The sequence below is a fragment of the Moraxella lacunata genome (genome assembly GCF_002027545.1).
GTDB classification, from domain to species: domain Bacteria; phylum Pseudomonadota; class Gammaproteobacteria; order Pseudomonadales; family Moraxellaceae; genus Moraxella; species Moraxella lacunata.
This window is the reverse complement of the sequence record NZ_MXAN01000035.1, coordinates 1-24,101: the sequence shown is the minus strand read 5'-3', so window position 1 is coordinate 24,101 and position 24,101 is coordinate 1. Positions and strand designations below refer to the sequence as shown.

Genomic DNA, 24,101 nt, shown 5'->3' with positions numbered 1-24,101 from the left:
TTTGGGGTGCGGTTCACTTTCATTGTCTGTTTTTGTTTTAAAGGCTAATCAAAAACCAATCAAAAACTTAGAAAAATCCCATTGCCTTAGGCGAGTAGCTCACCAACAGGTTTTTGGTTTGCTGATAATGGCTTAACATCATCTTGTGGTTTTCACGCCCAATCCCTGATTTTTTGTAGCCACCAAAGGCAGCGTGGGCAGGATAGATGTGATAGCAGTTTGTCCACACACGTCCTGCCTGTATCGCACGCCCTGCACGATAAGCGGTCGTGCCATCACGAGACCACACGCCTGCACCCAAGCCGTACATGGTATCATTGGCAATTTGCATAGCTTCATCAAAGTCCTTAAAGGTCGTAACGGTCAAGACAGGGCCAAAGATTTCATCACGGAACACCTGCATTTCATTAGTACCCTTAAATACAGTCGGCTCAATATAAAATCCACCATCTTCGTTCTCTTTACGCTCACCGCCACCTGTTAGTAGCTCTGCCCCTTCTTTTTGACCGATGTCGATGTATTTTAGGATTTTGTCCTGCTGTTCTTGGCTTGCCTGAGCCCCAATCATCGTCTCGGTGTCAAGCGGATGTCCTGTTTTGATGTTTTTGACTCGGTCAATGGCACGGCGGATAAACTCATCGGCGATACTCTCATGCACCAACGCACGAGACGGACAAGTGCAGACTTCGCCTTGGTTTAGGGCGAACATGGCAAAGCCTTCTAGGGCTTTATCCAAAAACTCATCGTCTTTGTCCATGACATCGGCAAAGAACACATTGGGCGATTTACCACCAAGCTCCAAGGTTACAGGAATGATGTTTTCGGTTGCGTATTGCATGATGTATTGACCGACTTCGGTCGAGCCTGTAAAGGCGATTTTGCTAATGCGTGGGTTCGTGGCAAGCGGTTTACCCACCTTCAAGCCATCGCCATTGACGATATTTAGCACGCCTTTTGGTAAGATGTCTTCGATGAGCTCGGTCAGTACAAGAATACTCACGGGCGTTTGCTCGGCAGGTTTTAGCACGATACAGTTCCCTGCTGCCAAGGCAGGGGCGATTTTCCACGCCGCCATAAGAATGGGGAAGTTCCAAGGAATGATTTGCCCAACCACGCCCAACGGCTCATGAAAATGATAAGCCACCGTGTCATGGTCAATCTCGCTGATACCACCTTCTTGGGCTCGGATACACCCTGCAAAATAGCGAAAATGGTCAATGGCAAGGGGAATGTCCGCCGCCAACGTCTCACGCACAGGCTTGCCATTCTCCCATGTCTCGGCAACGGCAAGCGTCTCCAAGTTCTCTTCTAGGCGGTCAGCGATTTTTAATAAGAGATTGCTTCGCTCCATGGGCGATGTCTTAGCCCAAGCATCTTTGGCTTTGTGGGCAGCGTCTAGGGCAAGCTCAATGTCTTCGCTGGTTGAGTCTGGCACTTTGGCAAAGGCTTTGCCGTCCACAGGCGAGATGTCGTCAAAATACTCGCCTTTGACAGGGGCAACCCATTCGCCACCGATGAAGTTTTCGTATTGGGATTTGAAGTTGACTTTTGAGCCGTCTGTATTGGGATTGGCGTAACGCATAGAGATTTCCTTATGTTGGTTAAAGTTGGTTAAAGTGAATGATACTGCCTTGTGGTACATACCACACACAGCAAAGAGCGATATGTACAGTTGTAAATTAGCTTAAATTCTCTCAAATTGCAAGGGCGAAATGTTATGAGATTGTAAATTGCTAAGCTATCATGAATAAATAAGAAAGCTATCATGGACAAAGGCAGATTTTGCCGACTTTAAAAATTTTAACCGCATGGTAAATTTTTAAATTTCAGTATTGACAGAAATTATAAAAACTTCTAAAATATCCAAAAACGTTAAAAAGGCAACTATCATGAAACTCTCCCCCACCACCGAAAAATTTGTCCTGCATTGGGGCGAAATGGGCAGTAAATGGGGCGTAAACCGCACAGTCGCCCAAATCCACGCCCTACTATTCATCACGGCAAAGCCGATGAATGCCGAACAAATCGTAGATACGCTCGGGGTCGCCCGCTCCAACGTCTCAAACAGCATTAAGGAACTGCAAAGCCTAAATCTTGTGCAGACCACGCACATATTAGGCGACAGACGGGATTATTTTACCACCAATAGCGATGTATGGACGCTCGCTCGGGTCATCGTAGAAGAACGCTACAAAAGAGAGCTTGCCCCTACCGTGCAGTTTTTAGATGAACTCATGAATACGCCTGAATTTGAACTGGAAAATGAAGGGGTCAAACAACGCATTAAGGATACGCACGGCTTTGTGGATACGCTCACCACTTGGGCAAATGAAATGCTAAAACTCTCTACAACGACACTCAATAAAATCCTAAAACTTGGGGCAACGGTGCAAAAATTTTTGAAATAAAAATAAGCGAGCAATAAAATGGCAACCAAAAAAGAAATCCTAGCTTATGCCAAACAACATGGCTTTATTTATCCAAAAGAAAAGGTGATTTTATTATTTATCTTGTTGGGTGGTGCGGTAGGTGGTTTTGTTTTCTTATTATTAACGAAACTATGGGAATTATTAATATCAATTCTTGGAAATTCAAGTAGTACCATTGATTATTTTCAAAGTTTTATTTTTTCATTTGGACTAATCCCACTCTTTCTATTTTTTGGAACATTATTTGGTTTTATTCCTGCTTTATTGACAGGCATTTATTTATCCATAAAAGAATTTATTACACTCAACCAACTTGATATTTACCACGGGTTTGTAGGGGTGTGCTGAGCACACCCTTGATGACATTACCGTGCAGGGCGTACACAGCACGTCCCTACATCCAAACATCATTGCGTTTGTAGTAATTTTAAAGTTTATTGGGTATATCATTGAGGCGAAAGATTATGGATTTTTGTTTTTAATTGGTAGTTTATCCGTGTTATTTTCTATCACCATCTTAATCATCATAACTGACCCAAATCCATTTATCTTTGATTTTAATGATACTATAATAACCATATTATTAGCTATCATTGGCGGAATATCAGCGATGATTTGTGGTAAATTATTTTTACCAAAACTACCAAAGAACTTTGATAAATAGGACAGCAAAATGAAAAAAACCCAATTATCTAAAACAAGTCCAATGGCAAGATTTACGCCATTTGACATTTTGGCAAAAGGTTTATAACGTGGTATTGCCCTATCCTTTTTTGCTTGTATCTTGGTATTTGGTTCATCAGTCGCATTATGCGTTTGCATTTATCTGCTCGGTATTTTTTGTGATTACTGCCTATCGGCAAGGTCATGATTTATTTCATCAGGCATTAGGCATTCATCGCCATTTGGCAACGGCATTATTATTCATCATCAGTTTATTGTCATTTAGCAGTTTGCATAGCATGAAATACAGTCATCTATTTCATCATTACAAGCCATTAAGTGATGATGATACCGAAGATTATTTGGCTCATCAAACATGGTATCAAGCACTGCTTGGGGGATTATTATTTCGTGTGCGGATTTATCGGCATGGCTATCATCTCGCCCCAAAACATTTTAAACCAAAAATCATCATTGAAAGCCTGTGTATTTTATTATTATCATTTTGTGCTTTTTATTATCAATCTGCCTTATTTCTGTATCAATTTGCTGTGATGTTTTTTATTAACGCAAGTTCAGGATTGATTGCGGTATGGGGTTTACATCATGATTGTGATGAAATTGGACGCACCGAGCGAAATCCGATTGTTAATGCCCTGACCTTTAATTTATTTTATCATGCCGAACATCATTTATTCCCTGCTGTTCCTACGGACAATTTACCAAAATTGGCAAAACGTTTGGATAAAGTCGCCCCACACTTTAGCAAAAATAGCGTGGTGCCGACATTGCAAGACATATTTGGCAATAAAAATGACACTTGCCCCATTCGGCAATTATTTGCTTAAATTAAAATCAACGCTACTGATTAAATCAAAGGCATTTTATGAAAATACCCAACTATATCTATCACGCCCTTGCCTTATTATGGTTATATAGTGGCGTTATCCCGATAGTTTTTAATCATTCATCATCGCTTGATTTATTGCATGGCATGGGATTTTATGGCGTGATTGTTGATGTGTTATTTATCGGAGCCAGTGGCATTGATGTGATGTTTGCCCTATTTATCATGACTAAATACCGCACGCATTATCTGCTTTGGCTTAGCCAAATCATTGTCATCATTGGCTATAATACATTGATTTTAACACTTTTACCAAAATCATTGCTGATAGAGCAATTATTACACCCCTTTGGTAGTATGATAAAAACTCTACCTATTTTGGCAATCGTGATATTTTTATATGAGTATCACAAACCCAAAATACACTCTACAAAATGAAAAAGTACTACGGTTTCTGTTCTTGGTGAGCCTGTCGAACCATGACGGAAACTTATCCGCAGGCATAGCTCGGGGTGAACGGTTTCCGTAGTAAAATTCAATTTTGTTAGCTGTAAGATAGGGCGTGCCTAATATTTTTTTATTAACTTATTTCTGTTTTTACAGAAATTATGGTAAACCAAGGAAAAACCATGAGCGACTTTACCCTATATCAACTCATCAAAACCTTGCATATCTTATCCGCCATGATAATTTTAGGCACAGGTTTTGGTACAGCGTTTTATCTGTTCGTAACCAATCGCAGTGGCTGTGTCCCTGCCCAATCAGTCGTCAGCCATTGGGTGTGTCGGGCGGATTTTTGGTTTACGACCCCTGCGGTGTTTTTTCAGTTTTTCTCGGGGCTGTGGCTCATGAACGCCCTAAATATGCCGTTTTCTGCCACTTGGATTTGGGCGAGCCTTGTGCTGTTTTTCTTTACGGGGGCGTGCTGGCTTCCTGTGGTCGTGTGGCAACTAAAAATGCGAGACATCGCCAAACAGTCGCACGACAATGGCGACACCGCCCTACCCCAATCCTATTGGGACTATGCCAGAAAATGGGAATTGGCAGGTTATCCTGCGTTTTTGGCGGTATTGGGGATTGTGTTTTTAATGGTATTTAAGCCGATGTGATAACCATGAACATTTTATTATTCGGTCATACAGGATTTATTGGCAAAAAGATTGATAATTTATTAAGTCAAAATCCCTTATATCACATCAAATCCCTATCATCAAAAACGCTTGATTTTAATTATCCAACCATACCGCCCGATTTATTTGATGATATTGATGTGGTGATTAACGCTGTTGGCGTGATGAGTGATGATACCGCCTTTATGGAAAATACTCATCATCATACGCCTGTTTACCTTGCCACTATCGCCAAACAAAATGGCGTAAAGCATTGGCTAAATCTCTCAGCACTCGGAGCGGACAAGCATTCGCCCATTGCCTTCGTGGGCAGTAAAGGGCGTGGCGATAAGGCGTTATTGGCATTGGCAGATGATGATTTTAGGGTAACTGTCATTCGTCCGTCTTTGGTGTTTGGGCAAGGCGGAGCAAGTACCGAGCTGTTTTTAAGACTTGCCAAATTACCGATTTGGGTTTTGCCTAATGACGGTCATTTTATCATACAGCCCATTCATGTTGATGATGTGGCGTTGGGGTTTTTACATCTTTTATCTTTTCAAACATCTTTACAAAAAAGTGGTGTTGTTAATATGGCAAGCTCGCCCATTTTATTGACAGATTATTTAAAAATACTGGCAACTAATTTTTATCAAAAACAGCCTGTTTTTATCATCAATATCCCTGTATATTTTGCTAAATTATTTTTAAAAATAATTTATCCAATATGTAAAAATACGTTGTTTTCTATGGATAATTTAACATTATTAGAAAATAGTCAAATGGTTGATGAAAATGATTTTATCAATTTATTAGGCAAAAATACACGCAGTTATCAGGATTTTATGTTTTAATTTTAAAAATAATCCATGACAATCCCAAAATAAAAGTAGATACCAACAATCCCGATATAAACATCAGCATAAAACCTTTAAAATAAGGCGTATAATAAAACCCTGTTATCATCGTTAAAATTTTTATCGCCAATAAAGCCACCACAAATTATGTAAGAATACTAAATTGTATTAAAATCCTACCCATAACCATATCATGCAATATCAGGCTAAATGTTGGATAATGTGCTAAGGCATATTTATCTATCATCACATAAATAGGCACAAATACCAATACGCCCAATATCAAACTTAATGTCTCTAGCCAATTACTAAAATAACCCCCAAAAGCACTCAAAAATAAAAACCCAACGATTGCATTGGAGCATACCAGACCTGTCCATTTTAGCCAAATATTATTCATCTTTTAGCCCCATTATTTTTTAAATAATCACCAAACGTCATCATTGCCATAATTACCGCCGTCAATATCGCCACCACAACGGATAATAACCCACCTGCTACCACCGTCAAGAAAAACGCTCCAAAAAATCCTATGTTCGTTGGGTGAGTACTTATATTAAAACCCATAATACCGCCAACCAATTCAAATGCTATCCCACCTGAAAATATATCCACAATCATTATAAATTGCATCAACGCCCGAATAAGCACGCTAATCCATAAAGATTTTCTAAGGTGTTCATACTGATAATCCAACGCATATTTATCCAAAAATACATAGATTGGCACAAATACCCAAATACCAAAAAAGATACCTATATTATACGTCCATGATTTAAGATCCAAAAAACCACCAAGAAACAACCCAAGAATAGCATTTAACCATACCAATGCCGTCCATTTTGACCAAAGCTCAGTCATGTCATATTTTTGTGTCATAGTATGCCTTTTTGTGTTGATAAAATTGGTAATATTATAATCACTTGCTCTTTGTATGATTGTGAAAAAATCATGGAAAAATAATGAAAAATAACAACGACTGCAAAATTTTTCATGGTTTGCCAAATTTTTTTCATCTATTTTTTTACATTTATCTGCCAAAATGGGGTATAATTTTCCGCCAAATATCTATGTAAAATCCAGATATTCTCGCCTTACGATGTAGAGTTTTGCTCATTCTGTCAAGCCTAGATTTACGTTGTAAATGATGAAAAGCCACCAGAATGTCGTAAGTTTTTTAATCTATTTAAGTGATTTTTTATGAATTATCAATTATTTACATCAGAGTCCGTTTCCGAAGGACACCCTGATAAAATGGCAGACCAAATCTCAGATGCCATACTTGATGAGATTTTGACCCAAGACAAGGACGCTCGTGTGGCGTGCGAAACCCTAACCAAAACAGGGGCGGTAGTACTGGCAGGCGAAATCACCACCCATGCCAACATTGACGTGGAAGCAATCGTCCGCCGTACGGTCAACAAAATCGGCTATAACCATAGCGATTTGGGCTTTGACGGGGCAAGCTGTGCGGTCATCAACATGATTGGCAATCAGTCGCCCGAGATTGCCCAAGGCGTGGACAGACAACGCCCCGAAGACCAAGGGGCAGGCGACCAAGGGTTGATGTTTGGCTATGCGTGCGTTGAGACAGACGTACTCATGCCTGCTCCCATTCAGCTCTCACACCGCCTAATGGAACGCCAAGCCGAACTGCGTAAAAACGGCACGCTCTCATGGCTACGCCCAGACGCTAAGGCACAGGTAAGCCTACGCTATGATGATAATCATCACCCATTGGCGGTAGATGCGTTGGTGCTGTCCACTCAGCACGACCCCGAGATTAGCCAAGCTGACCTGCATGAAGCGGTCATGGAAGAGATTATCAAACAAGTCATTCCTGCCGAACTGCTCCACGCTGGCACAAAATACCACATCAACCCAACGGGCAAATTCGTCATTGGGGGGCCTGTGGGGGACGCAGGTCTGACTGGACGTAAAATCATCGTAGATACTTATGGCGGTATGGCTCGTCATGGGGGCGGTGCGTTTAGCGGAAAAGACCCGTCCAAAGTTGACCGTTCGGCTGCCTATGCAGGGCGTTATGTCGCCAAAAACATCGTGGCGGCAGGGCTTGCCGACCGCATTGAAGTGCAAGTGTCCTATGCCATTGGCGTGGCAGAGCCGACTTCTATCTCGGTCAATACCTTTAATACAGGCAAGGTGTCTAATGATGAGATTATCCGCCTTATCCGCACCCATTTTGACCTACGCCCCTATGGCATCACTGACATGCTAAACTTGTTACAACCGATGTATGAGATTACAGCAAGTTATGGGCATTTTGGGCGACATGGTACGGACAATGCCTTTACTTGGGAAAAGACCGATAAAGTAGAAGCGATTAAAGCGGATACGAATTGGTAATTTGCTAAAATACATCTAACGAATTTGATGTTTGCCACACGCTTTGTAGGGGCGTGTTGAACACGCCCCTGATGATATAGCGATTTATAGGACGTGCTCAGCACGTCCCTACGCCCACATATTATAAATTTGTGGTAATTTAAAGTTCTTTATCTAGGGCGTGTTGAACATTGATAACATTTTATAAAATAAGATGAAAATTTGATGATTTCAATCAATTTTTGCATGAAAAATGGCTATCCGACCACTTAACTGTGTGATTTTAAGATTTTTTACTTAATTTTTAAAATTAAGTGGTCGGATTGTTTTTCTGCGTCAAAAACTTGTCTGATAGAATAACTATCAACCTGCGTTTTTTCCTTGAAAAACGTGCGATTTTTCTCATTTTTCATTGCAAATACCAAAGTTCAACACGCCCTATAAAAGCCAGCCAAAAACTGGCTTTTGTTAATTTTTTATCAACCTTATGGAAATCTTATGTCAAACCTTAACGAACAAATGACCAACAACACCGCCGAATTACCCCAAGATGCCAACGCCTTTTTTGAGCGGGCGGACAGCGTGATTACCCTTGCCAACAGCCAATTATCACCAAACTCTCACGCAGGGCAAGTGGCAGCGTCTTTGACTTATGCCGCTGCTCGTTTTGCGGTGTCGGCAGCGAGTATCGGCTTTGTTAAGGGGTCGGATTTTGCCAAAGAAAAAGCGGACATCATCGCCTTTTATACTGAGCAATACCAAAAAATGCTTAGCGATAATATTGATGATTATGCTGAGAATTTTGAAAAATATACGGGGATTAAAAAATAAGCGTTAATGATATTTTAAAATCACTGGTATTTCAAAAAGATTGTTAGGGGCGGATATGATTATTCGCCCTTATGATAACATTTTAAATTACCCATAGATAAAATATGAGCGACAAAATCCCCCTACCGATAGAGCTTTATTATTCCAATAAATTTTTGCTATTTTCTTTGGCTTTTGGCGGTGCGATGTTTTGGTTTGGGCGGACTGTTAATGTTATCGCTGACGAATGGTTTATTATTGCCTTATGTATGGTACTTATGATTTTTGGGGCGTTGGTTGTCTTGGTATGTATCATCTCTTTCATCAATCCTAAGCCCGTTTTAATGATTACCCGTTATCATATCAATGGCGGGCATGGATTATTAAAAAGATGGTTTAATAAAAATAATGCCATTGCTTTTAAAGACATTCGCTCATTGGAACTGGATTATCATACTCATAAAGACGTGAAACATTGGCATATCGTCATTTTATTAAACACTGGCAAAAAATTACACCTACCGATTAGAAGTATGAAATATGAAACAATAATAATAAATGAAAAAGAAATCTTTCATCTTATCAATCAAGTTCATCAAGGCAACATACCGCCCACATTTGAAGATTTTGATATGGACATTCATGACCGCATGACAACATGGGGGTTATTTATGATTGGTTTTGTGGTGTTGATGTTGGTTGTTGTGGGTTTGATGAAATGACGGTAAAACACCATGGTTAATTTTCGCTTGCCCCTATATCTATATCCCACTCAACGCTCCCTTGTGATACAATTCTTTATGCTTGTCGTTTGTATCGGGGCGACTTACTGTTTTTGGTGTGTGTTATCTGATGTTGGCAGTTGGTTTATCAATGGGGTTATTTTATTATCAGGTTTGTTTTGGTTGTTTTTTCTGATTATCTTTTTAAAAAATTCAATCATCAAAAAACCCATGCTTATCATTGATAAAGACTATATCATTGGGCGGGGTATTTTTAATGATAAATTTATAGAGTTTGATGACATTGCGGATTTGTCGTTACACATTCAAGAAAATCACCGTTTTGGATTTCTGGTGTATCGCATGGACATCAGCTTAAAGACGGGCGATAATGAGCATTTGGCATTAACTACTTGCCGTCATAAACAAACACTCATCAACGAAAAAGAGATTTTTGCACTCATCAAGCAAATTCATGAAGGCATAATACCGCCACGTTATGAGCCGTTTTATATCGGCAATGATGAACGCATGACATCAGCCGCCAAAGTGTATTGGACGGTGATGGCGATTGGGGCGGTGTGGGTTATGTACAAGATATATACACTATAACAAAAATCCGCCCAACCTTGATTGAGCGGATTTTTATCATCTTTCAAATTGGCTTTGATAAGTCGGATTAACTTTGACGATAATTCGGAGCTTCTTTGGTAATCTGCACATCATGAACGTGCGACTCTTTCATACCTGCCGATGTTACCTTGATAAACCGTGGCTTCGTGCGTAGCTCTTCGATGGTCGCACAGCCTGTATAGCCCATGGACGAACGCAGACCGCCAGCGAGCTGATTGATGATACCTGTTACCGAGCCTTTGTATGGCACACGCCCTTCAATGCCTTCTGGAACAAGTTTTTCCACGCCTTCTTTGGCATCTTGGAAATAGCGGTCAGACGAGCCATTTTGTCCGCTCATCGCCCCAAGCGACCCCATGCCACGATACGCCTTATAATAGCGACCTTGATACAGCTCCATCTCCCCAGGGGCTTCTTCTGTCCCTGCAAGCAGTCCGCCCACCATGATACAGCTTGCCCCTGCCGCCAAAGCCTTTGCCATGTCGCCAGAAAAACGGATACCACCGTCAGCGATGAGCGGAATACGCTCTTGTAAGGCACTTGCCACGTTGTCAATGGCACTAATCTGTGGCACGCCAATGCCTGCAATGATACGAGTGGTACAGATAGAGCCAGGCCCGATACCCACTTTGACAGCGTCCGCCCCAGCGTCAAGCAGGGCGAGGGCGGCATCGCCTGTGGCAATGTTACCGCCAATGACTTGGATATGGGGGTATTTTTTCTTGACAAAGGCGACTTTATCAATCACGCCACGACTATGCCCATGAGCGGTATCCACCACAATCACGTCCACGTTCGCTTCCACCAACGCTTCCACACGGGCTTCGGTGTCCGCCCCTGTACCAACTGCCGCCCCCACACGCAAGCGGCCTTGGGCGTCTTTGGCAGCGTTCGGGTTATTTTCGGCTTTGCTAAAATCATTGACGGTAATCAGCCCTTTTAGGCGAAATTCATCATCAATCACAATCACTTTTTCAATGCGGTGCGTGTGCAGTAAGCGTTTGATGTTCTCGGTAGATTCGCCTTCTTTGACGGTAACGAGCTTATCCTTTGGAGTCATCACATTTTTGACAGGTTGGTCAAGATTGGTCTCAAAACGCAAATCACGGTGCGTTACAATCCCCACCACTTGACGGTTGTCGTCCACCACAGGCACGCCCGAGATGTGGTTTTCACGAGTAATGCGAAGTAGCTCGCCCACACTTGTCTCAGGGCTTACAGTAATGGGGTCGGCAACGGTGCCTGCTTCAAACTTTTTGACGTGGCGGACACGACTGGCTTGACGGGAGATATCCATGTTTTTGTGGATAATACCCATACCGCCAAGCTGTGCCATGGCGATTGCCATTTTTGATTCGGTAACGGTGTCCATTGCCGCCGATAGGATTGGCAAGTTTAGGTTAATCTCACGGGCCAGGCGAGTGGATAGATTCACGTCTTTGGGTAACACTTCTGAATAAGCAGGTAATAGCAATACATCATCAAAGGTCAGTGCTTCATAACTTAGTCTTAACATAACAGCCCCTTATGGCAAAAAATGAATAAAAATACACATCAAAAAACCGAAAAAGGCTAAGCAGTCATCTGCCTAGCCTTTGGATATACGGTTGCTTGTTCGTTTTAGCATTGTGTATCGGTTTGTGCGTGTAAAATTAGCGGTGCATTAAATCTCTTTCCAANNTTGAGGTTTTTAAAAATCCACAAAAATCGGGGTTTGGAAAGAAGTCTATTATACGCCAGATTATCCGATTTGGCAAATGTTTTTTTATGATTTATAATAGGGCTTACCATCCCATCCAATACAGACCAACTTTGGACTAATTATGAGACACTTTATTCTTACCTGTGCCTTAGTATTAAACGCTTGCACCGCCCCAAACACTACGGATAACACCAATACATCCACCACCTCAAAGCCCACGCTTGATGTCGAACAGCCCGTTTGCACGATGGAATATATGCCTGTATGTGCCACGCTTGAACAAAACGGACAACAATTTACAAAAACCTTTGGCAATCGCTGTTCGGCTCACAGTTTTATCCCAAAAGATACCAAAGTCATCAAGGTAGATGATGGGGCGTGTGAATAAGGTACCAAGCAAGTACTTGGTACGCACCATAAAACATCTGGGGTATGCTCAACCATCATCAAGCCAATACCATCAATGGTACATACCCTATCAATAACAGTCAATAACCAGACATCATCACATCAACCCTCACCCTATTTTGGAATACAAGAATGAAAACCCAACATCTTATTTTGGCACTAGGCATGGTGCTGTCCATTACCGCCTGCTCTACGCCTAGCACCTCTTCTGCCCCCACTACCATCTCCCAACCCACTCATGATGACGTGCCTTTTAATCATGGCATGCCAAAACTAAAAAAGCCCATACAACATTGCACCATGGAATACATACCTGTGTGTGCCACCCTCAAGCAGAACGGACAACAATTTACAAAAACCTTTGGCAATCGCTGTTCGGCTCATACTTTTATCGATGAAGGGGTAACTGTCGTAGATGTGCGTGATGGCGACTGCGACCCGAGCAAACAAGCACTGATGAGATTTGGTCGTTGATGGTAGGCACACCAAATAAATTTAATACAGATTGGATATCTCCCATCGCAAGCCCTGCCATATATGAATTTTATATAAATACGGAGAAAATATAATGAAATTTATTAGACTTCTTTCCAAACCCTGATTTTTATGGATTTTTAAAAACTTCAACCCCAATACTTATAAGGGTTTATTTTTAGTTTGGAAAGAGATTTATTATTGTAGCAATATTAATGACCTCATTGTTATCTTGCGGTTATGATAAAACTGAACATCATGTCGTTTCGGAAATTAATGTTGCCAGTACAGACGAGTACGACCGTTATGTTATACAAAAAATAAATGACATCGCAATAAATGGCGTCATTGATGATAACGAAAAAACGAAAAGGTTATTGTTGGACTTGGTACCAGAAGCAAATCGCATGAATGATGAGAATGAAAAGTACAAAGCATTATTGCAAATATATGCATTAGCAGATGTTCATAAAGCCATAGATTTTATTGATGAAGTTCTTAGGGATAACCCCGATCATTGGTTGCTTATTTATAAATGCCAACTCATGAAAATCAATGATTACGACAATGATAAGATAACAAATTGCTTTTCTCATGTTGCCAAAAAAGCAAAAGAAGAAATTAAGAAAAATAACTATAACAAAAAAGACAGCCCAAAAGAAATTTTGTCTTACTATTTGGCTGAAATAAATGCTGGAAATGTAGCGTATATTCAAAAATCAAAAGATTTATTAGATGAAATACCAGACCCAAAAAAGAAAGACGAGCTGTATCAAATTTTTAATAGTCAAATAGATGTTGAAAATTAACATTTTTATTATTCGGTTTTATGCATTAAAATCACTCATAGAAAATAACATAAAACTGTTAATATCACTAAACAATAAACCACTACACCCCCAACACATTTATCAATAGCCCCATCGCCCAACCAACCATTATCGCCAACAGCCATATCATTTCATTTCTTTGAGTGCGTTTGGTTTTATAAAACCGCCAAGACAAAGGCGTGGCGATAAATGCAATAACAAATCCTACCAACATATGACCCGTTGGCATGACACAGAGTTGTATTCCAGCATCATCGATAAAGCAGTTAGAGCCAAATAAAAAGGCAAATAAAGTACCACCAAACCAAAACACCCAAAACCCCACCACAAAAAACAGCACGGCAAAAATACCGTCAGCGACCTGTTTAGCTTCTTTGGCAAAGATAATATAAGCAGTCATCACAAACATCATTACACCCAACACCATCAGCCCGCCAAATGTCATCACATCATTTGCCAAAAATGCACTACCACCCACCAATAACAAGGCGATGATATAGGTAATGATTTGTTTATAAATGGGTTTTGTCATGATTTATTTACGAGTGATAGCAAAACTCTCGGTACTATCGCCAAGCTCTGCTTTAAAATATATCTTATCATCTGTATTATCATCGGCATAGGTTTTCTCAAAATCCACGCCAACATAATCATATTTGGGCGCTATCAACACTTCGGCTTGCTCATTGATTAAGCCATATTTGCCCTGTTGTCGTACGACATAAGTATCCCCATAATACGCTGGCATGATCATCTCATATTGATAATCGGACAAAAATTTGCCGTCAGGACTCATCAGGGCGTACTGTTCATCTTTGGCAACGGCAAATAATCGCTCTGATAAAACTTCTGCACCGTCATAAATAAAAGCAATGACGGAGCGATTTTGTTTGTCAATAATACCATATTTGCCTTGCCCCTTTACACTCGCAAAACCGTCTATAAAAGACAACCTAGCATAATCATAAACAACAGGAATGACAACGCTTGCACGGCTATCTATATAACCGTATTTACCGTCCTTTGCTACCCTTGACAAACCACGATAAAAACCACCGATGTCATCATAAAATCCCATTGGCACGACAAACTCGCCTTGTTCATTGACAAGCCCAAAAGTGTCATTTTTACCGAGCTTACCAAACATTGATTCTTGACTGTTTCTTTGCGTAACCACAATCAGCACATCGCTTGGCTCTGTGTTACTGTCATACGCCCAATCATCAGGAAAATCAATCTCATGATAAAGTGCAGGTAAAATAAGCTTGCCTGTCTTGTCAATCAGCCCAATCGGATAAGGAAAGTCGCCAAATGGCGTTTGCACCATATTACCCACTCGTGCCACGCCTTTTTGATTTAGGCATTCTTGATAAGTAAAGGGAATTTGTGTGGTTGGTTTAACACATGACGCATCAAACTCATCGGCATTTGCCACATTTGCCACACCAAAAGCCAAACCAATACCACACAACCAAAATAGATATTTCATTGATATTCTCTTTTATCCATTAACCAAAGAATCTAAATTTGATAATTTACAAGGGCAAATTGCAATTTACCCCTACAAATCTATTCAAAATTATCATTAATTAGTTGGACGTAAGGTGCTAATACGCACCCCACCAAACTCAAAAATAATCTAAATTCTCCGCCAGCTTGTCCCTGCCCTGCTGTCTTCTAGCTCCACGCCTTTTTCTTTTAGCTCGGCACGGATTTGGTCGGCAAGGGCAAAATCCTTATCGGCTTTGGCTTGTTTGCGTTTATCAATCATCGCCAAAATCTCACTCTCGGAAATACTCTCATCGCCAATTTGGGCTTGCAAAAAGGCTTGGGGGGCGGTTTGAGCGATGTTTAACACGCTCGCCAAGGTCTTTAATATCACGGCAAATTGTAGCCCGCCTGCTGTGTCGCCTGCCTTGACCGCTTTATTTATCTCGCCTGCAATCTCAAACAAGATACTCACCGCTTGGGCTGTATTAAAGTCGTCATTCATCGCACGCACAAAGGCTTGCCCGTACTCGCTTCCCCACGCTGTCTCGTCCGTGCCTACCACGTCAAACGGTTTTAGGGCGTGATATAGGCGTGATAAGGCGGTGTGGCTTTCTTTTAGGGCGGTATCTGAGAAGTTAATCGGACTGCGATAATGGCTAGATAGGATAAAAAAGCGAATGGTCTCGGCATGAAAATCCTGCAACACTTCACGAATGGTAAAGAAGTTGTTTAAGGATTTGCTCATTTTTTCGCCGTCCACATTGACAAAACCAACGTGTAGCCAGTTGTTGGCGTATTGTTTGCCTGTCGCCCCTTCGCTTTGGGCAATCTCGTTTTCGTGGTGCGGAAACTGCAAATCATGCCCACCGCCATGAATGTCAAAACTCTCGCCCAAACAGCAGGTACTCATCGCACTGCACTCAATGTGCCAGCCAGGGCGACCCAAGCCCCACGGACTTTGCCAATGCGGTTCGGACGGTTTGGCAGATTTCCACAGCACAAAATCAAAAGGGTTGTCCTTGTCGTCCACCGTCTCAACCCTTGCCCCTGCTTGCATATCGGCAAGTTTGCGTTTGGAGAGCTTGCCATAGTCAGGGAAATTTGCCACCTTATAATACACATCGCCACTTGCCCCTTGATAGGCTAAGTCTTTGGACTCTAAGGTATTTATCATATCCAGCATCTGCGGAATGTGGTCGGTTGCTTTGGGTTCGCTGGTCGGACGTAAGCACCCCAAACGGTCGGCATCTTCGTGCATGGCTTTGATAAAACGCTCGGTCAGCTCGCCAATGGTTTCGCCGTTTTCGTTTGCTCGTTTGATGATTTTGTCGTCAATGTCGGTGATGTTGCGGACGTAGTTTACCTCAAAATAACGAGACAACCAACGATAAATCACATCAAAACTCACCATGACCCGAGCGTGTCCGATATGACAATAATCATACACCGTCATGCCACAGACGTACATACCCACTTTGCCGTCATGGATAGGAACAAACCGCTCTTTTTGTGCCGATAGGGTGTTATAAAGGTGTAAATCGCTCATGGTGTGCCTTTTGGGTAACTGGTGTAAATAAAAGCCTTTATCATAGCAGAATTTGGGGGAAAGTGCTATAATTTACCAAAAATTAACCAAGGTCATCACATGAGATATTTACCATTGGCATTACTTGGCTATGCCATGTGTGCATCGGCAGTCAATGTCTATAACCCAAATGATTTATCCGATATCAAGACCTTGGATAATGTCAAAGACGTTGTGTTATATGGCGTACATTTTGACCATGTGCTACTGCAAAATACAGAACCCTGCATGAAGCCTACTGCTGATTTTGAATTTGTAGAATGCCCAAACCACCAAGGACTTGCTCGGGTTGGTAATTATGTCCAGACCCCTTTTGGTCAAGCCCCCTACCCTTTGGGCATGATAGACAAAGACGGCAAATTATTGCTAGATAATATTTACCACGAAATCCATACCCCCAAAATCTTACAAGACATCGCCACCGATGTCAGCTCCCAGTCTTTTGTCATTACCACCTTAGACCTTGACGGCTTAGACGAGTTAAAGGCAGACGATGAGTCTGATATTGCAATGGTCATTGATAAAAGAATGCAATACGCCTTGGTTGATAGCAAAGGCAGAATGATTGTGCCATTTGGGCGTTATGATAACATCATCAATGGATATGATGATGTATTTACTGTCGAAAAAGACGGGCTGTATGGCGTGATAGACGCACACGGTCATGAAATCATCACACCCATGTATGACAACCCAGTCATGTTTTATCAAGGGTTTTCAGGTTTATATAAAAATGGTAAATATGGCATCATCAATTTAAATAATCAAACCGTGATTGATTTTAAATACAACGTCATTTATATGGTTAAAAGTGACAGTGGCGATATGTTTTTTAATGCAGTGATGGGCAACACGTCTTATTTATACAACAGTCAAGGCGAAAAAATTTTTGAATTAACCTACCCCGATGAGCATGGGATTTTTAGGGATGACATTAATGTATTTCAAGGGAAGGATTTTTTTATCATCGCTCCTGATTTTTATAAATCAAGCGGTCAAGTGGGGCTAATAGACACCACTGGCAACGTGATATTACCTTTTGAATATGACGTTATTTATTCATTTTTGACAGGTCTTGCATCCGACCTTGATATGGATGATGACCCACGATACATCAAAGCCATTAAAAAAGACGGGGTTTATTTTTATGACGCCACAGGCAAACTTATAAAGCAGACCAACCCTTGACATTTATGGGTGCTATTAGGGCGTGCCTACCACTGATAACATTTATAAAATGCGATGAATATTTGACTTTAAAAAGCACCACAAAAATACCCCAAATCGCTTTGGGGTATTTTGCCGTTTTTTATCTTGCCATAAAAGATTAGTAAGTCTCATCAGTCTCAACGATGGTAATCTCGTTACTGGCAGGCTTTTCTGCCTTAGGCTCGGGCTTGGATTCAGGCTTAGGCTCAGTTTTGGGTTCGGCTGTTGGCTTGGACTCTGTTGTAGCTTGTGAATCCGCTTTTGGCTCTGCCTTAGGTTCTGCTTTTGGCTTGGGTTCAGGTTTAGGCTCAGGCTTTGGTTCAGTCTTTTGTGGTGTGCCACTTGGGACATCCTCAGGCTGTAAAATCGCCTCCTCAGGTCTTGGTATCTGGGTAGGTTCAGGCACCGATGGCAATTCCACGGGGCGGATTTGTACCGTGGGGGCAGGCACGATGTTGCTTGATGATTTGCCGATTTGGGCGGTCTCACGTTTGGCATTGGCTTGGTTTTGGCGATTCATCGAACGCACCGCTGTCGCCATGGTCTCAGACGCCAGTGCGATGACAGGCGTATTGTTGTCAATGGCAAGTGCCTCACCGTCCGCTTGGAACACAAAATCTCCCACCAGACGGTTACCACCCATGAGACTCACGTCTTTTTCGATGGCTTGCTCTTCTAGGCTTGCCACGCCTGCCCCGCTAAACGTCTTATTGGCAAAGGCAATCTCTTCGTTAGGCAGGACGACATGAAGCTGTCCACGGCACTCACCACCGTCCTCGCTGACGTTTTGCAAGTCAATGTCCAGCCCCGACAGGCGTGCCTTTAACTGCAATGACAGCTCATCACTCGCCCCATTGCCCAGTCCACGCACAGACGCAGTATAAAGCTCATCACGCACAAGGCTGACGACACGGTTTTTTAGGCTGACATCATCACAGACCGCAGCAGGGCGGTCAACCACTTCGGGGGTCGCAACTTCAATCTCTGCCTGTGCCTGTTTCAATCTCTGCCTGTGCCTGTGGCTCGGGACTGTCTTTTTTGGTGCAACCGACCATGCCAGTCAATGCAAGGGCAACGGCAGACACACAGGCTAAATAGTTAAATGTTTTCATGGCTTATCTCAAATTTGGTTTCAAATTTACTTATAAAATAACTTTAAAAAGTGGTCGCCACTTGATACAATGACGCCCAACAAGGCGGTATCATCAAGGCAAAACTTAGCCATTATACCACGCCAAACCCATTTGCCAAATTATTTTTTATCATGAATCAGCCCGTCCCCCACCCCCATTTTAATGACCGTAATTTTAATGACATTGCCGACCATTTTGCCAAAAAAGTCTATGGCGGTCTAAAAGGTCAAATCCGCCTTACCGTGTTAGAGCGGGACTTATCCAAACATTTGCCAAATCATCCGCTTAGGGTGTTGGACGTAGGGGCAGGACTTGCTCAAATCAGCCTAAACCTTGCCACACATCATGACACAACCATCAGCGACATCTCTACTAAGATGATACAACAAGCCCAAAACACCGCAAGCAAACTTGGCGTATCACCTCGTTTTATCACCGCTTCTTATCAAGAGCTTGCCACACGGTTGCAGGGTGAGACCTTTGATTTGATTTTATGCCATGCTGTCCTAGAATGGCTTGGCGAACCTGCCAAAATCATGGCGTTTTTTGATGAATTTTTAGCCGATGATGGTTACTTGTCTTTATGCTTTTACAATCCTGCCAGCATGATTTATCGCAACCTTATCATGGGTAATTTTTATCAATTAGAACACCCCAAACCCGCCGATAACAAAAGTCTAACCCCAAACAATCCTGTGCCTTATGAGACGGTCAAATCATGGCTTGATGATAAAAAATACACCATCATTTGCCAATCAGGGATACGAGTGTTCTCTGACTATACTCCCTTAAAACGTGGCGGACTGGGTAATCCTGATGATGTTATGGCGATGGAACTTAACTACTCCCAAACGCACCCTTTTTGGCAAATGGGGCGGTACTTGCATATTTTGGCGAAAAGGTAAGATAATTCACTCTTGACTCAAAATAGCAACTTATTGATTATTCAATAATTATTTTTAGGTTGTAGGGACGAATTGCAATTCGCCCTTGATAAACAAAGCACTTATATAAGAAGCCAGAATGGTATAAGACACCAAAAACACTTACTCTTTTTCTTTTAAAAAATCATCTTTTTCCAAAAAGACATCGCCCTGCTCATAAGGATTTTCATATTCCTTAACCACTTGCAAATCCCGAATGTTCTTTTGAATGGTAATCACCGCAAAGAGCGACAAGGTAAACGCCATAAAATAATAGCCCTTTTCGCTAAGTAGCAAAGTGGCGTTCCATAGACCCACGGTCATCAGTAACACCGCAAGCCCCAACGCCAACCAACTAATGCCATAATAAATACCCGACACAGGGATATTTTCTGCTTTATCACGAATGGTTTTTTGTAGGCTAATCGCCGCATACAGCCCCAATGCCAACACCGCAAAATAATAGCCCTTCTCGTTTAACATCATCTCGGCATTCCACAGACCAACCAAAAAGCCAAGCACGCCCACGCCCAACACCGCCCAAGATGCACCGACATAAGCCGATGTTGGTTTATTAATGATTTGCATGGTTTTTTCCTTTCATCATTTAAAAAAAATTGATAGATATTTTTAGAGTTTTGAATAATATAGCAAAATAAAGCAAAACCGACAAGTGTACTTTATGGCATGATTTGGCTTTTGGCATTGACCATATTATAAACAATAATACGATTTTTGACCCAATTTTTCATAAAATCATCGCACCGCCTTGCAATTTGCCACGCCTGCCACCATAACAGGCTGACATTATAAGAATTTATTTGGAGTTTATCATGTCTGATAACCAAACCTTGCCCCTACTTGCCGTGCGTGATGTCGTGGTCTATCCACACATGCAAATTGCCCTATTTGTGGGACGTGAGCAGTCCATTAACGCCATACAGCTTGCCGATGAGAGCTTTGATGGTCATCTGCTTGTGGTCTCACAAAAAGACTCGCTGTCAGAAGAGATTAACACCGACAATCTCTACCGCTTTGGCATGGTGTGCAGGGTCATTAGCACCATGCCCCACGACGCTGACGAAAACTGTCTTAAAGTACTCATCGAAGGACAAACTCGTGCCGAAGTGGCAGGCGTTGATATTGATGAGACGCATAACGCTTTTGTGGCGGTGTTTCATGAACAGGCTGTTACCGACACGCTAAGCGATGATGACAAAGACGCTCACAAAAAGGTGTTGATGGATTTCTTTGCCAACTTTGCCGAAGAAAACCTACGCAACGGGCGTGAGATTACCCGTGTGGCAGGCAAGATTAGCGATTTGACCGAACTCATGTACTTTATCGCCACTCGGGTGTCCATGCCCCTTGACAAGAAACAAACGCTCCTTGAAGATGGCGACATCATGGATTATTACCACACACTGACCGAGTTTTTTGTGAGCAATCATGCCGAGCAGTCGCTTGAAAATGAACTCCAAGAAACCGTGCGTAAGCAAATGGAAAATAATCATCGTGAGTATTTTTTAAATGAAAAAATGAAAGCGATTAAGTCCGAGCTGTCCGATTTAAATGACGGGGCGGACGAAGAAGATGGCGAACTTGAAAAACGCCTAAAAGAAGCTGACCTGCCTGACGATGTCCGTAAAAAAGCCGAAACCGAATTTAAAAAGTTAAAGCAAATGCCCCCAAGCTCATCGGAGGCGTCTGTCGTGCGTGGCTATGTGGAATGGATACTTGACACCCCATGGAAAAAAGCAAGCAAGGTATCCATTGACCTAAATAAAGCCAAAGAAACCCTAGACAAAGACCACTACGGGCTAGACGATGTCAAAGACCGCATTGTTGAGTACCTAGCAGTACAATCTCGTGTCAAAAAACTGCGTGGCCCTATCCTATGCCTAGTCGGGCCACCCGGTGTTGGTAAAACATCTCTTGGCGAGAGTATCGCTCGCGCCACAGGGCGTAAGTTTGTGCGTATGGCGTTGGGCGGTGTGCGTGATGAGGCTGAGATTCGTGGGCATAGACGCACCTATATCGGAGCCATGCCCGGCAAAATCGTACAGTCCTTGGCAAAAGTAGAAGTCAAAAATCCGCTGTTTTTGCTTGATGAGATTGACAAAATGGCACAGGACTATCGTGGCGACCCTGCGTCTGCTTTGCTAGAAGTGCTTGACCCCTCACAAAACAACAGCTTTAACGACCATTATCTTGACCTTGATTTGGATTTGTCGGAGGTGATGTTTATCTGTACCGCCAACAGCATGAACATACCGCCAGCTTTGCTTGACCGTATGGAAGTCATTCGTCTGCCGGGCTACACCGAAGACGAAAAAATGAACATCGCCCAAAATTATCTCACCCCCAAAGCCCTAGAGCAAAACGGGCTTGGCAAAGATGAGCTTGACATTACCGATGATGCGGTGCTTAGCATTATCCGCCACTACACTCGTGAAGCAGGCGTGCGTAACCTTGAACGTGAGATTAACAAAATCAGTCGTAAGGCGGTGCGTTCGCAAGTTGAGACTTATGGTGTTAAGCCCAAAAAAGGCACAAAAATTGAGCCGTTATCAGTAACGGACGACAACATCGCTGATTATCTGGGTGTTAAACCGTTTGACTTTGGGCTTGCCGAAAAAGAACCTGAAATCGGTCGTATTACAGGACTTGCATGGACGTCTGTGGGCGGTGAGCTACTCACCATTGAGACCGCCACCATGCAGGGCAAGGGCGAGCTTGTCTTTACAGGATCGCTTGGCGATGTCATGAAAGAGTCTATCCGTGCCGCCATGAGCGTGGTGCGAGCTGGGGGCGAGCGTTTTGGTATCAGCTACGACAAATTCAAAGACACAGACATTCATGTGCATATGCCCGAAGGTGCCACGCCCAAAGACGGCCCGTCCGCAGGTATTGCTCTGACCACCGCCCTAGTATCCGCCTTTACAGGCATTGCCATTCGTGCCGACATTGCCATGACAGGGGAAGTTACCTTGCGTGGTAAGGTACTAAAAATTGGCGGTCTAAAAGAAAAACTGCTCGCCGCTCATCGTGGCGGTATCAAGCACGTGCTTATCCCCAAATCCAACGAGCCTGACCTTGCCGACATTCCTGACAACGTCAAAGAGGGCTTGACCATTCAAGCGGTTGAGACCATTGATGAAGTCCTAAAAGTCGCCCTAGTCGCCCCACTCATGCCCTTAAAGCCGAGCGTGGTCGTTAAGGCGGACGAGCAGACGTTAAGAAGCTGATTAAAAAAGCTAGTTAAAACACCCCAAAACTCTGTCCATTGGCAGGGTTTTTTGTGGGTACATTTTGGCTTGTCTCTTATCCCAAAATCCGCTAAGATAGGGAGGATTTCTCTTATTTCTCTTAACTTATTTTAATTTGGTGATAGCCATGAAACCACTTCTAAACCCCCCTTCTCATCGCCCTATCTCTTTTACCCTTATCTGTTTTGGCGTGTGTTGAGCCGTTGCTACCCAATTTTGACGCTACGGATATGGAGTATTCAGAAGGACTTCTTGCGGTAAAAAAAGACAGCAAGTGGGGCTATGCCGACACCACAGGCGAAGTTGTCATTGATTTGACCTACGAGCATGCTTCTGGTTTTTCAGAGGGCATGGCAGTCATCAGACTAAATGAAAAATATGGCTTTATTAGACCTCTTTCCAAACTACCCCAGCTCAAAATTATAAATCGCAGAAATTAGATTCACCATTAATCCAAATCTTTTTCTGCGATTGCGGTAGCGACATGATAAGATTTTAAAACACTTGAGTTTCCCAATGACATGTTCATTGGTTACTCGCTTGGATGATAACTTGCGATTTGCTTTTTTATCTGCTTTGGTTAAAGGTTTAAGTTTTGTCTTTTTCTTTGGTAGTTGGCTATTTGCATGAGTTTGTTGTATGCCTTGATAGCCTGAATCTACTT

28 protein-coding genes are annotated in these 24,101 nt (G+C 42.4%); 17 read left to right on the top strand and 11 right to left on the bottom strand.

Features of this window, described 5'->3' with window-relative positions:
- Positions 1-67: 67 nt before the first annotated feature.
- Positions 68-1,582, bottom strand: a complete 1,515-nt coding sequence (gene exaC / locus B5J94_RS05710; protein WP_062501505.1) for an acetaldehyde dehydrogenase ExaC — start codon at positions 1,580-1,582, stop codon at positions 68-70.
- 307 nt (positions 1,583-1,889) lie between these two features.
- Between exaC and B5J94_RS05705 the strand changes: the two genes are divergently transcribed.
- Both B5J94_RS05705 and B5J94_RS05700 read left to right on the top strand, forming a co-directional pair.
- On the top strand, positions 1,890-2,408 hold the full coding sequence (locus B5J94_RS05705) for a GbsR/MarR family transcriptional regulator (protein WP_062501503.1): 519 nt from the start codon (positions 1,890-1,892) through the stop codon (positions 2,406-2,408).
- Between the two features lie 18 nt (positions 2,409-2,426).
- Positions 2,427-2,777, top strand: a complete 351-nt coding sequence (locus B5J94_RS05700) for a hypothetical protein (RefSeq protein WP_079363993.1) — start codon at positions 2,427-2,429, stop codon at positions 2,775-2,777.
- A 114-nt stretch (positions 2,778-2,891) separates the two neighbouring features.
- On the opposite strand, the gene B5J94_RS13840 is transcribed toward B5J94_RS05700, so the two are convergent.
- The gene (locus B5J94_RS13840; protein ID WP_167346560.1) at positions 2,892-3,251 is read right to left on the bottom strand and encodes a hypothetical protein; all 360 of its coding nucleotides are present in this window, start codon (positions 3,249-3,251) and stop codon (positions 2,892-2,894) included.
- A gap of 20 nt (positions 3,252-3,271) precedes the next feature.
- Here B5J94_RS13840 and B5J94_RS05690 point away from each other — a divergent pair, with 20 nt between their 5' ends.
- The 4 genes from B5J94_RS05690 to B5J94_RS05675 all read left to right on the top strand — a co-directional run bounded on the left by B5J94_RS05690 (position 3,272) and on the right by B5J94_RS05675 (position 5,899).
- Positions 3,272-3,940 carry a fatty acid desaturase gene (locus tag B5J94_RS05690; RefSeq protein ID WP_265734264.1) on the top strand — a complete coding sequence of 223 codons (669 nt, stop codon included), beginning with the start codon at positions 3,272-3,274 and terminating at the stop codon, positions 3,938-3,940.
- 38 nt (positions 3,941-3,978) lie between these two features.
- The gene (locus tag B5J94_RS05685) at positions 3,979-4,377 is read left to right on the top strand and encodes a DoxX-like family protein (protein WP_062500872.1); all 399 of its coding nucleotides are present in this window, start codon (positions 3,979-3,981) and stop codon (positions 4,375-4,377) included.
- Between the two features lie 191 nt (positions 4,378-4,568).
- Positions 4,569-5,048: a DUF2269 family protein gene (locus tag B5J94_RS05680; RefSeq protein WP_062500874.1), complete on the top strand. Its 480-nt coding sequence runs from the start codon at positions 4,569-4,571 to the stop codon at positions 5,046-5,048.
- 5 nt (positions 5,049-5,053) lie between these two features.
- Positions 5,054-5,899 (top strand): NAD-dependent epimerase/dehydratase family protein, encoded by an 846-nt coding sequence (locus B5J94_RS05675; RefSeq protein ID WP_062500876.1) that lies wholly within the window; start codon positions 5,054-5,056, stop codon positions 5,897-5,899.
- 399 nt (positions 5,900-6,298) lie between these two features.
- Here the strand turns inward: B5J94_RS05675 and B5J94_RS05665 are convergent, their stop codons facing one another.
- The gene (locus tag B5J94_RS05665) at positions 6,299-6,943 is read right to left on the bottom strand and encodes an SLC5/6 family protein (protein WP_143821910.1); all 645 of its coding nucleotides are present in this window, start codon (positions 6,941-6,943) and stop codon (positions 6,299-6,301) included.
- A 159-nt stretch (positions 6,944-7,102) separates the two neighbouring features.
- On the opposite strand from B5J94_RS05665, the gene metK reads away from it, so the two are divergent.
- The 4 genes from metK (at position 7,103) to B5J94_RS05645 (ending at position 10,392) form a co-directional block, all read left to right on the top strand.
- Complete coding sequence (gene metK / locus B5J94_RS05660; protein ID WP_062500882.1) at positions 7,103-8,269, top strand: methionine adenosyltransferase; 1,167 nt, start codon at positions 7,103-7,105, stop codon at positions 8,267-8,269.
- Between the two features lie 477 nt (positions 8,270-8,746).
- Positions 8,747-9,079: a DUF3144 domain-containing protein gene (locus B5J94_RS05655; protein ID WP_079363991.1), complete on the top strand. Its 333-nt coding sequence runs from the start codon at positions 8,747-8,749 to the stop codon at positions 9,077-9,079.
- Positions 9,080-9,183: 104 nt separating this feature from the next.
- The gene (locus B5J94_RS05650; RefSeq protein WP_062501314.1) at positions 9,184-9,780 is read left to right on the top strand and encodes a hypothetical protein; all 597 of its coding nucleotides are present in this window, start codon (positions 9,184-9,186) and stop codon (positions 9,778-9,780) included.
- A 12-nt stretch (positions 9,781-9,792) separates the two neighbouring features.
- Positions 9,793-10,392 carry a hypothetical protein gene (locus B5J94_RS05645; protein ID WP_143821909.1) on the top strand — a complete coding sequence of 200 codons (600 nt, stop codon included), beginning with the start codon at positions 9,793-9,795 and terminating at the stop codon, positions 10,390-10,392.
- A gap of 67 nt (positions 10,393-10,459) precedes the next feature.
- Here the strand turns inward: B5J94_RS05645 and guaB are convergent, their stop codons facing one another.
- Entirely contained in the window at positions 10,460-11,929 is a 1,470-nt protein-coding gene (gene guaB, locus B5J94_RS05640) for an IMP dehydrogenase (RefSeq protein WP_062501318.1), read from the bottom strand.
- A gap of 307 nt (positions 11,930-12,236) precedes the next feature.
- Here guaB and B5J94_RS05635 point away from each other — a divergent pair, with 307 nt between their 5' ends.
- The 3 genes from B5J94_RS05635 (at position 12,237) to B5J94_RS05625 (ending at position 13,806) form a co-directional block, all read left to right on the top strand.
- Complete coding sequence (locus B5J94_RS05635) at positions 12,237-12,503, top strand: hypothetical protein (RefSeq protein ID WP_062501724.1); 267 nt, start codon at positions 12,237-12,239, stop codon at positions 12,501-12,503.
- Between the two features lie 152 nt (positions 12,504-12,655).
- On the top strand, positions 12,656-12,997 hold the full coding sequence (locus tag B5J94_RS05630) for a hypothetical protein (protein ID WP_062501725.1): 342 nt from the start codon (positions 12,656-12,658) through the stop codon (positions 12,995-12,997).
- Positions 12,998-13,212: 215 nt separating this feature from the next.
- Positions 13,213-13,806 (top strand): hypothetical protein, encoded by a 594-nt coding sequence (locus tag B5J94_RS05625; RefSeq protein ID WP_079363990.1) that lies wholly within the window; start codon positions 13,213-13,215, stop codon positions 13,804-13,806.
- A gap of 82 nt (positions 13,807-13,888) precedes the next feature.
- Here B5J94_RS05625 and B5J94_RS05620 read toward each other — a convergent pair whose 3' ends face one another.
- From B5J94_RS05620 to cysS, 3 genes are all read right to left on the bottom strand, one after another.
- Positions 13,889-14,359, bottom strand: a complete 471-nt coding sequence (locus B5J94_RS05620) for a hypothetical protein (protein ID WP_062499567.1) — start codon at positions 14,357-14,359, stop codon at positions 13,889-13,891.
- A gap of 3 nt (positions 14,360-14,362) precedes the next feature.
- Entirely contained in the window at positions 14,363-15,316 is a 954-nt protein-coding gene (locus B5J94_RS05615) for a WG repeat-containing protein (protein WP_062499569.1), read from the bottom strand.
- 150 nt (positions 15,317-15,466) lie between these two features.
- On the bottom strand, positions 15,467-16,864 hold the full coding sequence (gene cysS, locus B5J94_RS05610) for a cysteine--tRNA ligase (RefSeq protein ID WP_062499570.1): 1,398 nt from the start codon (positions 16,862-16,864) through the stop codon (positions 15,467-15,469).
- 99 nt (positions 16,865-16,963) lie between these two features.
- Between cysS and B5J94_RS05605 the strand changes: the two genes are divergently transcribed.
- Positions 16,964-18,091 carry a WG repeat-containing protein gene (locus B5J94_RS05605; protein ID WP_062499572.1) on the top strand — a complete coding sequence of 376 codons (1,128 nt, stop codon included), beginning with the start codon at positions 16,964-16,966 and terminating at the stop codon, positions 18,089-18,091.
- Positions 18,092-18,230: 139 nt separating this feature from the next.
- Here B5J94_RS05605 and B5J94_RS13835 read toward each other — a convergent pair whose 3' ends face one another.
- On the bottom strand, positions 18,231-19,115 hold the full coding sequence (locus B5J94_RS13835; protein ID WP_062499575.1) for a hypothetical protein: 885 nt from the start codon (positions 19,113-19,115) through the stop codon (positions 18,231-18,233).
- Complete coding sequence (locus B5J94_RS15000; protein WP_255216927.1) at positions 19,090-19,224, bottom strand: hypothetical protein; 135 nt, start codon at positions 19,222-19,224, stop codon at positions 19,090-19,092. The genes B5J94_RS13835 and B5J94_RS15000 overlap by 26 nt, the downstream gene beginning before the upstream one ends.
- A 152-nt stretch (positions 19,225-19,376) precedes the next feature.
- Between B5J94_RS15000 and B5J94_RS05595 the strand changes: the two genes are divergently transcribed.
- Entirely contained in the window at positions 19,377-20,150 is a 774-nt protein-coding gene (locus tag B5J94_RS05595) for a methyltransferase domain-containing protein (protein ID WP_062499576.1), read from the top strand.
- A 141-nt stretch (positions 20,151-20,291) separates the two neighbouring features.
- Here the strand turns inward: B5J94_RS05595 and yiaA are convergent, their stop codons facing one another.
- The gene (gene yiaA, locus B5J94_RS05590; protein WP_062499578.1) at positions 20,292-20,756 is read right to left on the bottom strand and encodes an inner membrane protein YiaA; all 465 of its coding nucleotides are present in this window, start codon (positions 20,754-20,756) and stop codon (positions 20,292-20,294) included.
- Between the two features lie 245 nt (positions 20,757-21,001).
- Here yiaA and lon point away from each other — a divergent pair, with 245 nt between their 5' ends.
- Both lon and B5J94_RS05580 read left to right on the top strand, forming a co-directional pair.
- Complete coding sequence (lon, locus tag B5J94_RS05585; protein WP_062499580.1) at positions 21,002-23,416, top strand: endopeptidase La; 2,415 nt, start codon at positions 21,002-21,004, stop codon at positions 23,414-23,416.
- 206 nt (positions 23,417-23,622) lie between these two features.
- Entirely contained in the window at positions 23,623-23,877 is a 255-nt protein-coding gene (locus B5J94_RS05580) for a WG repeat-containing protein (protein ID WP_322853502.1), read from the top strand.
- Here B5J94_RS05580 and B5J94_RS05575 read toward each other — a convergent pair.
- Positions 23,842-24,101, bottom strand: a 260-nt coding sequence (locus B5J94_RS05575; RefSeq protein WP_143821907.1) for a transposase family protein, incomplete at its 5' end; no start/stop codon positions are given. The genes B5J94_RS05580 and B5J94_RS05575 overlap by 36 nt on opposite strands.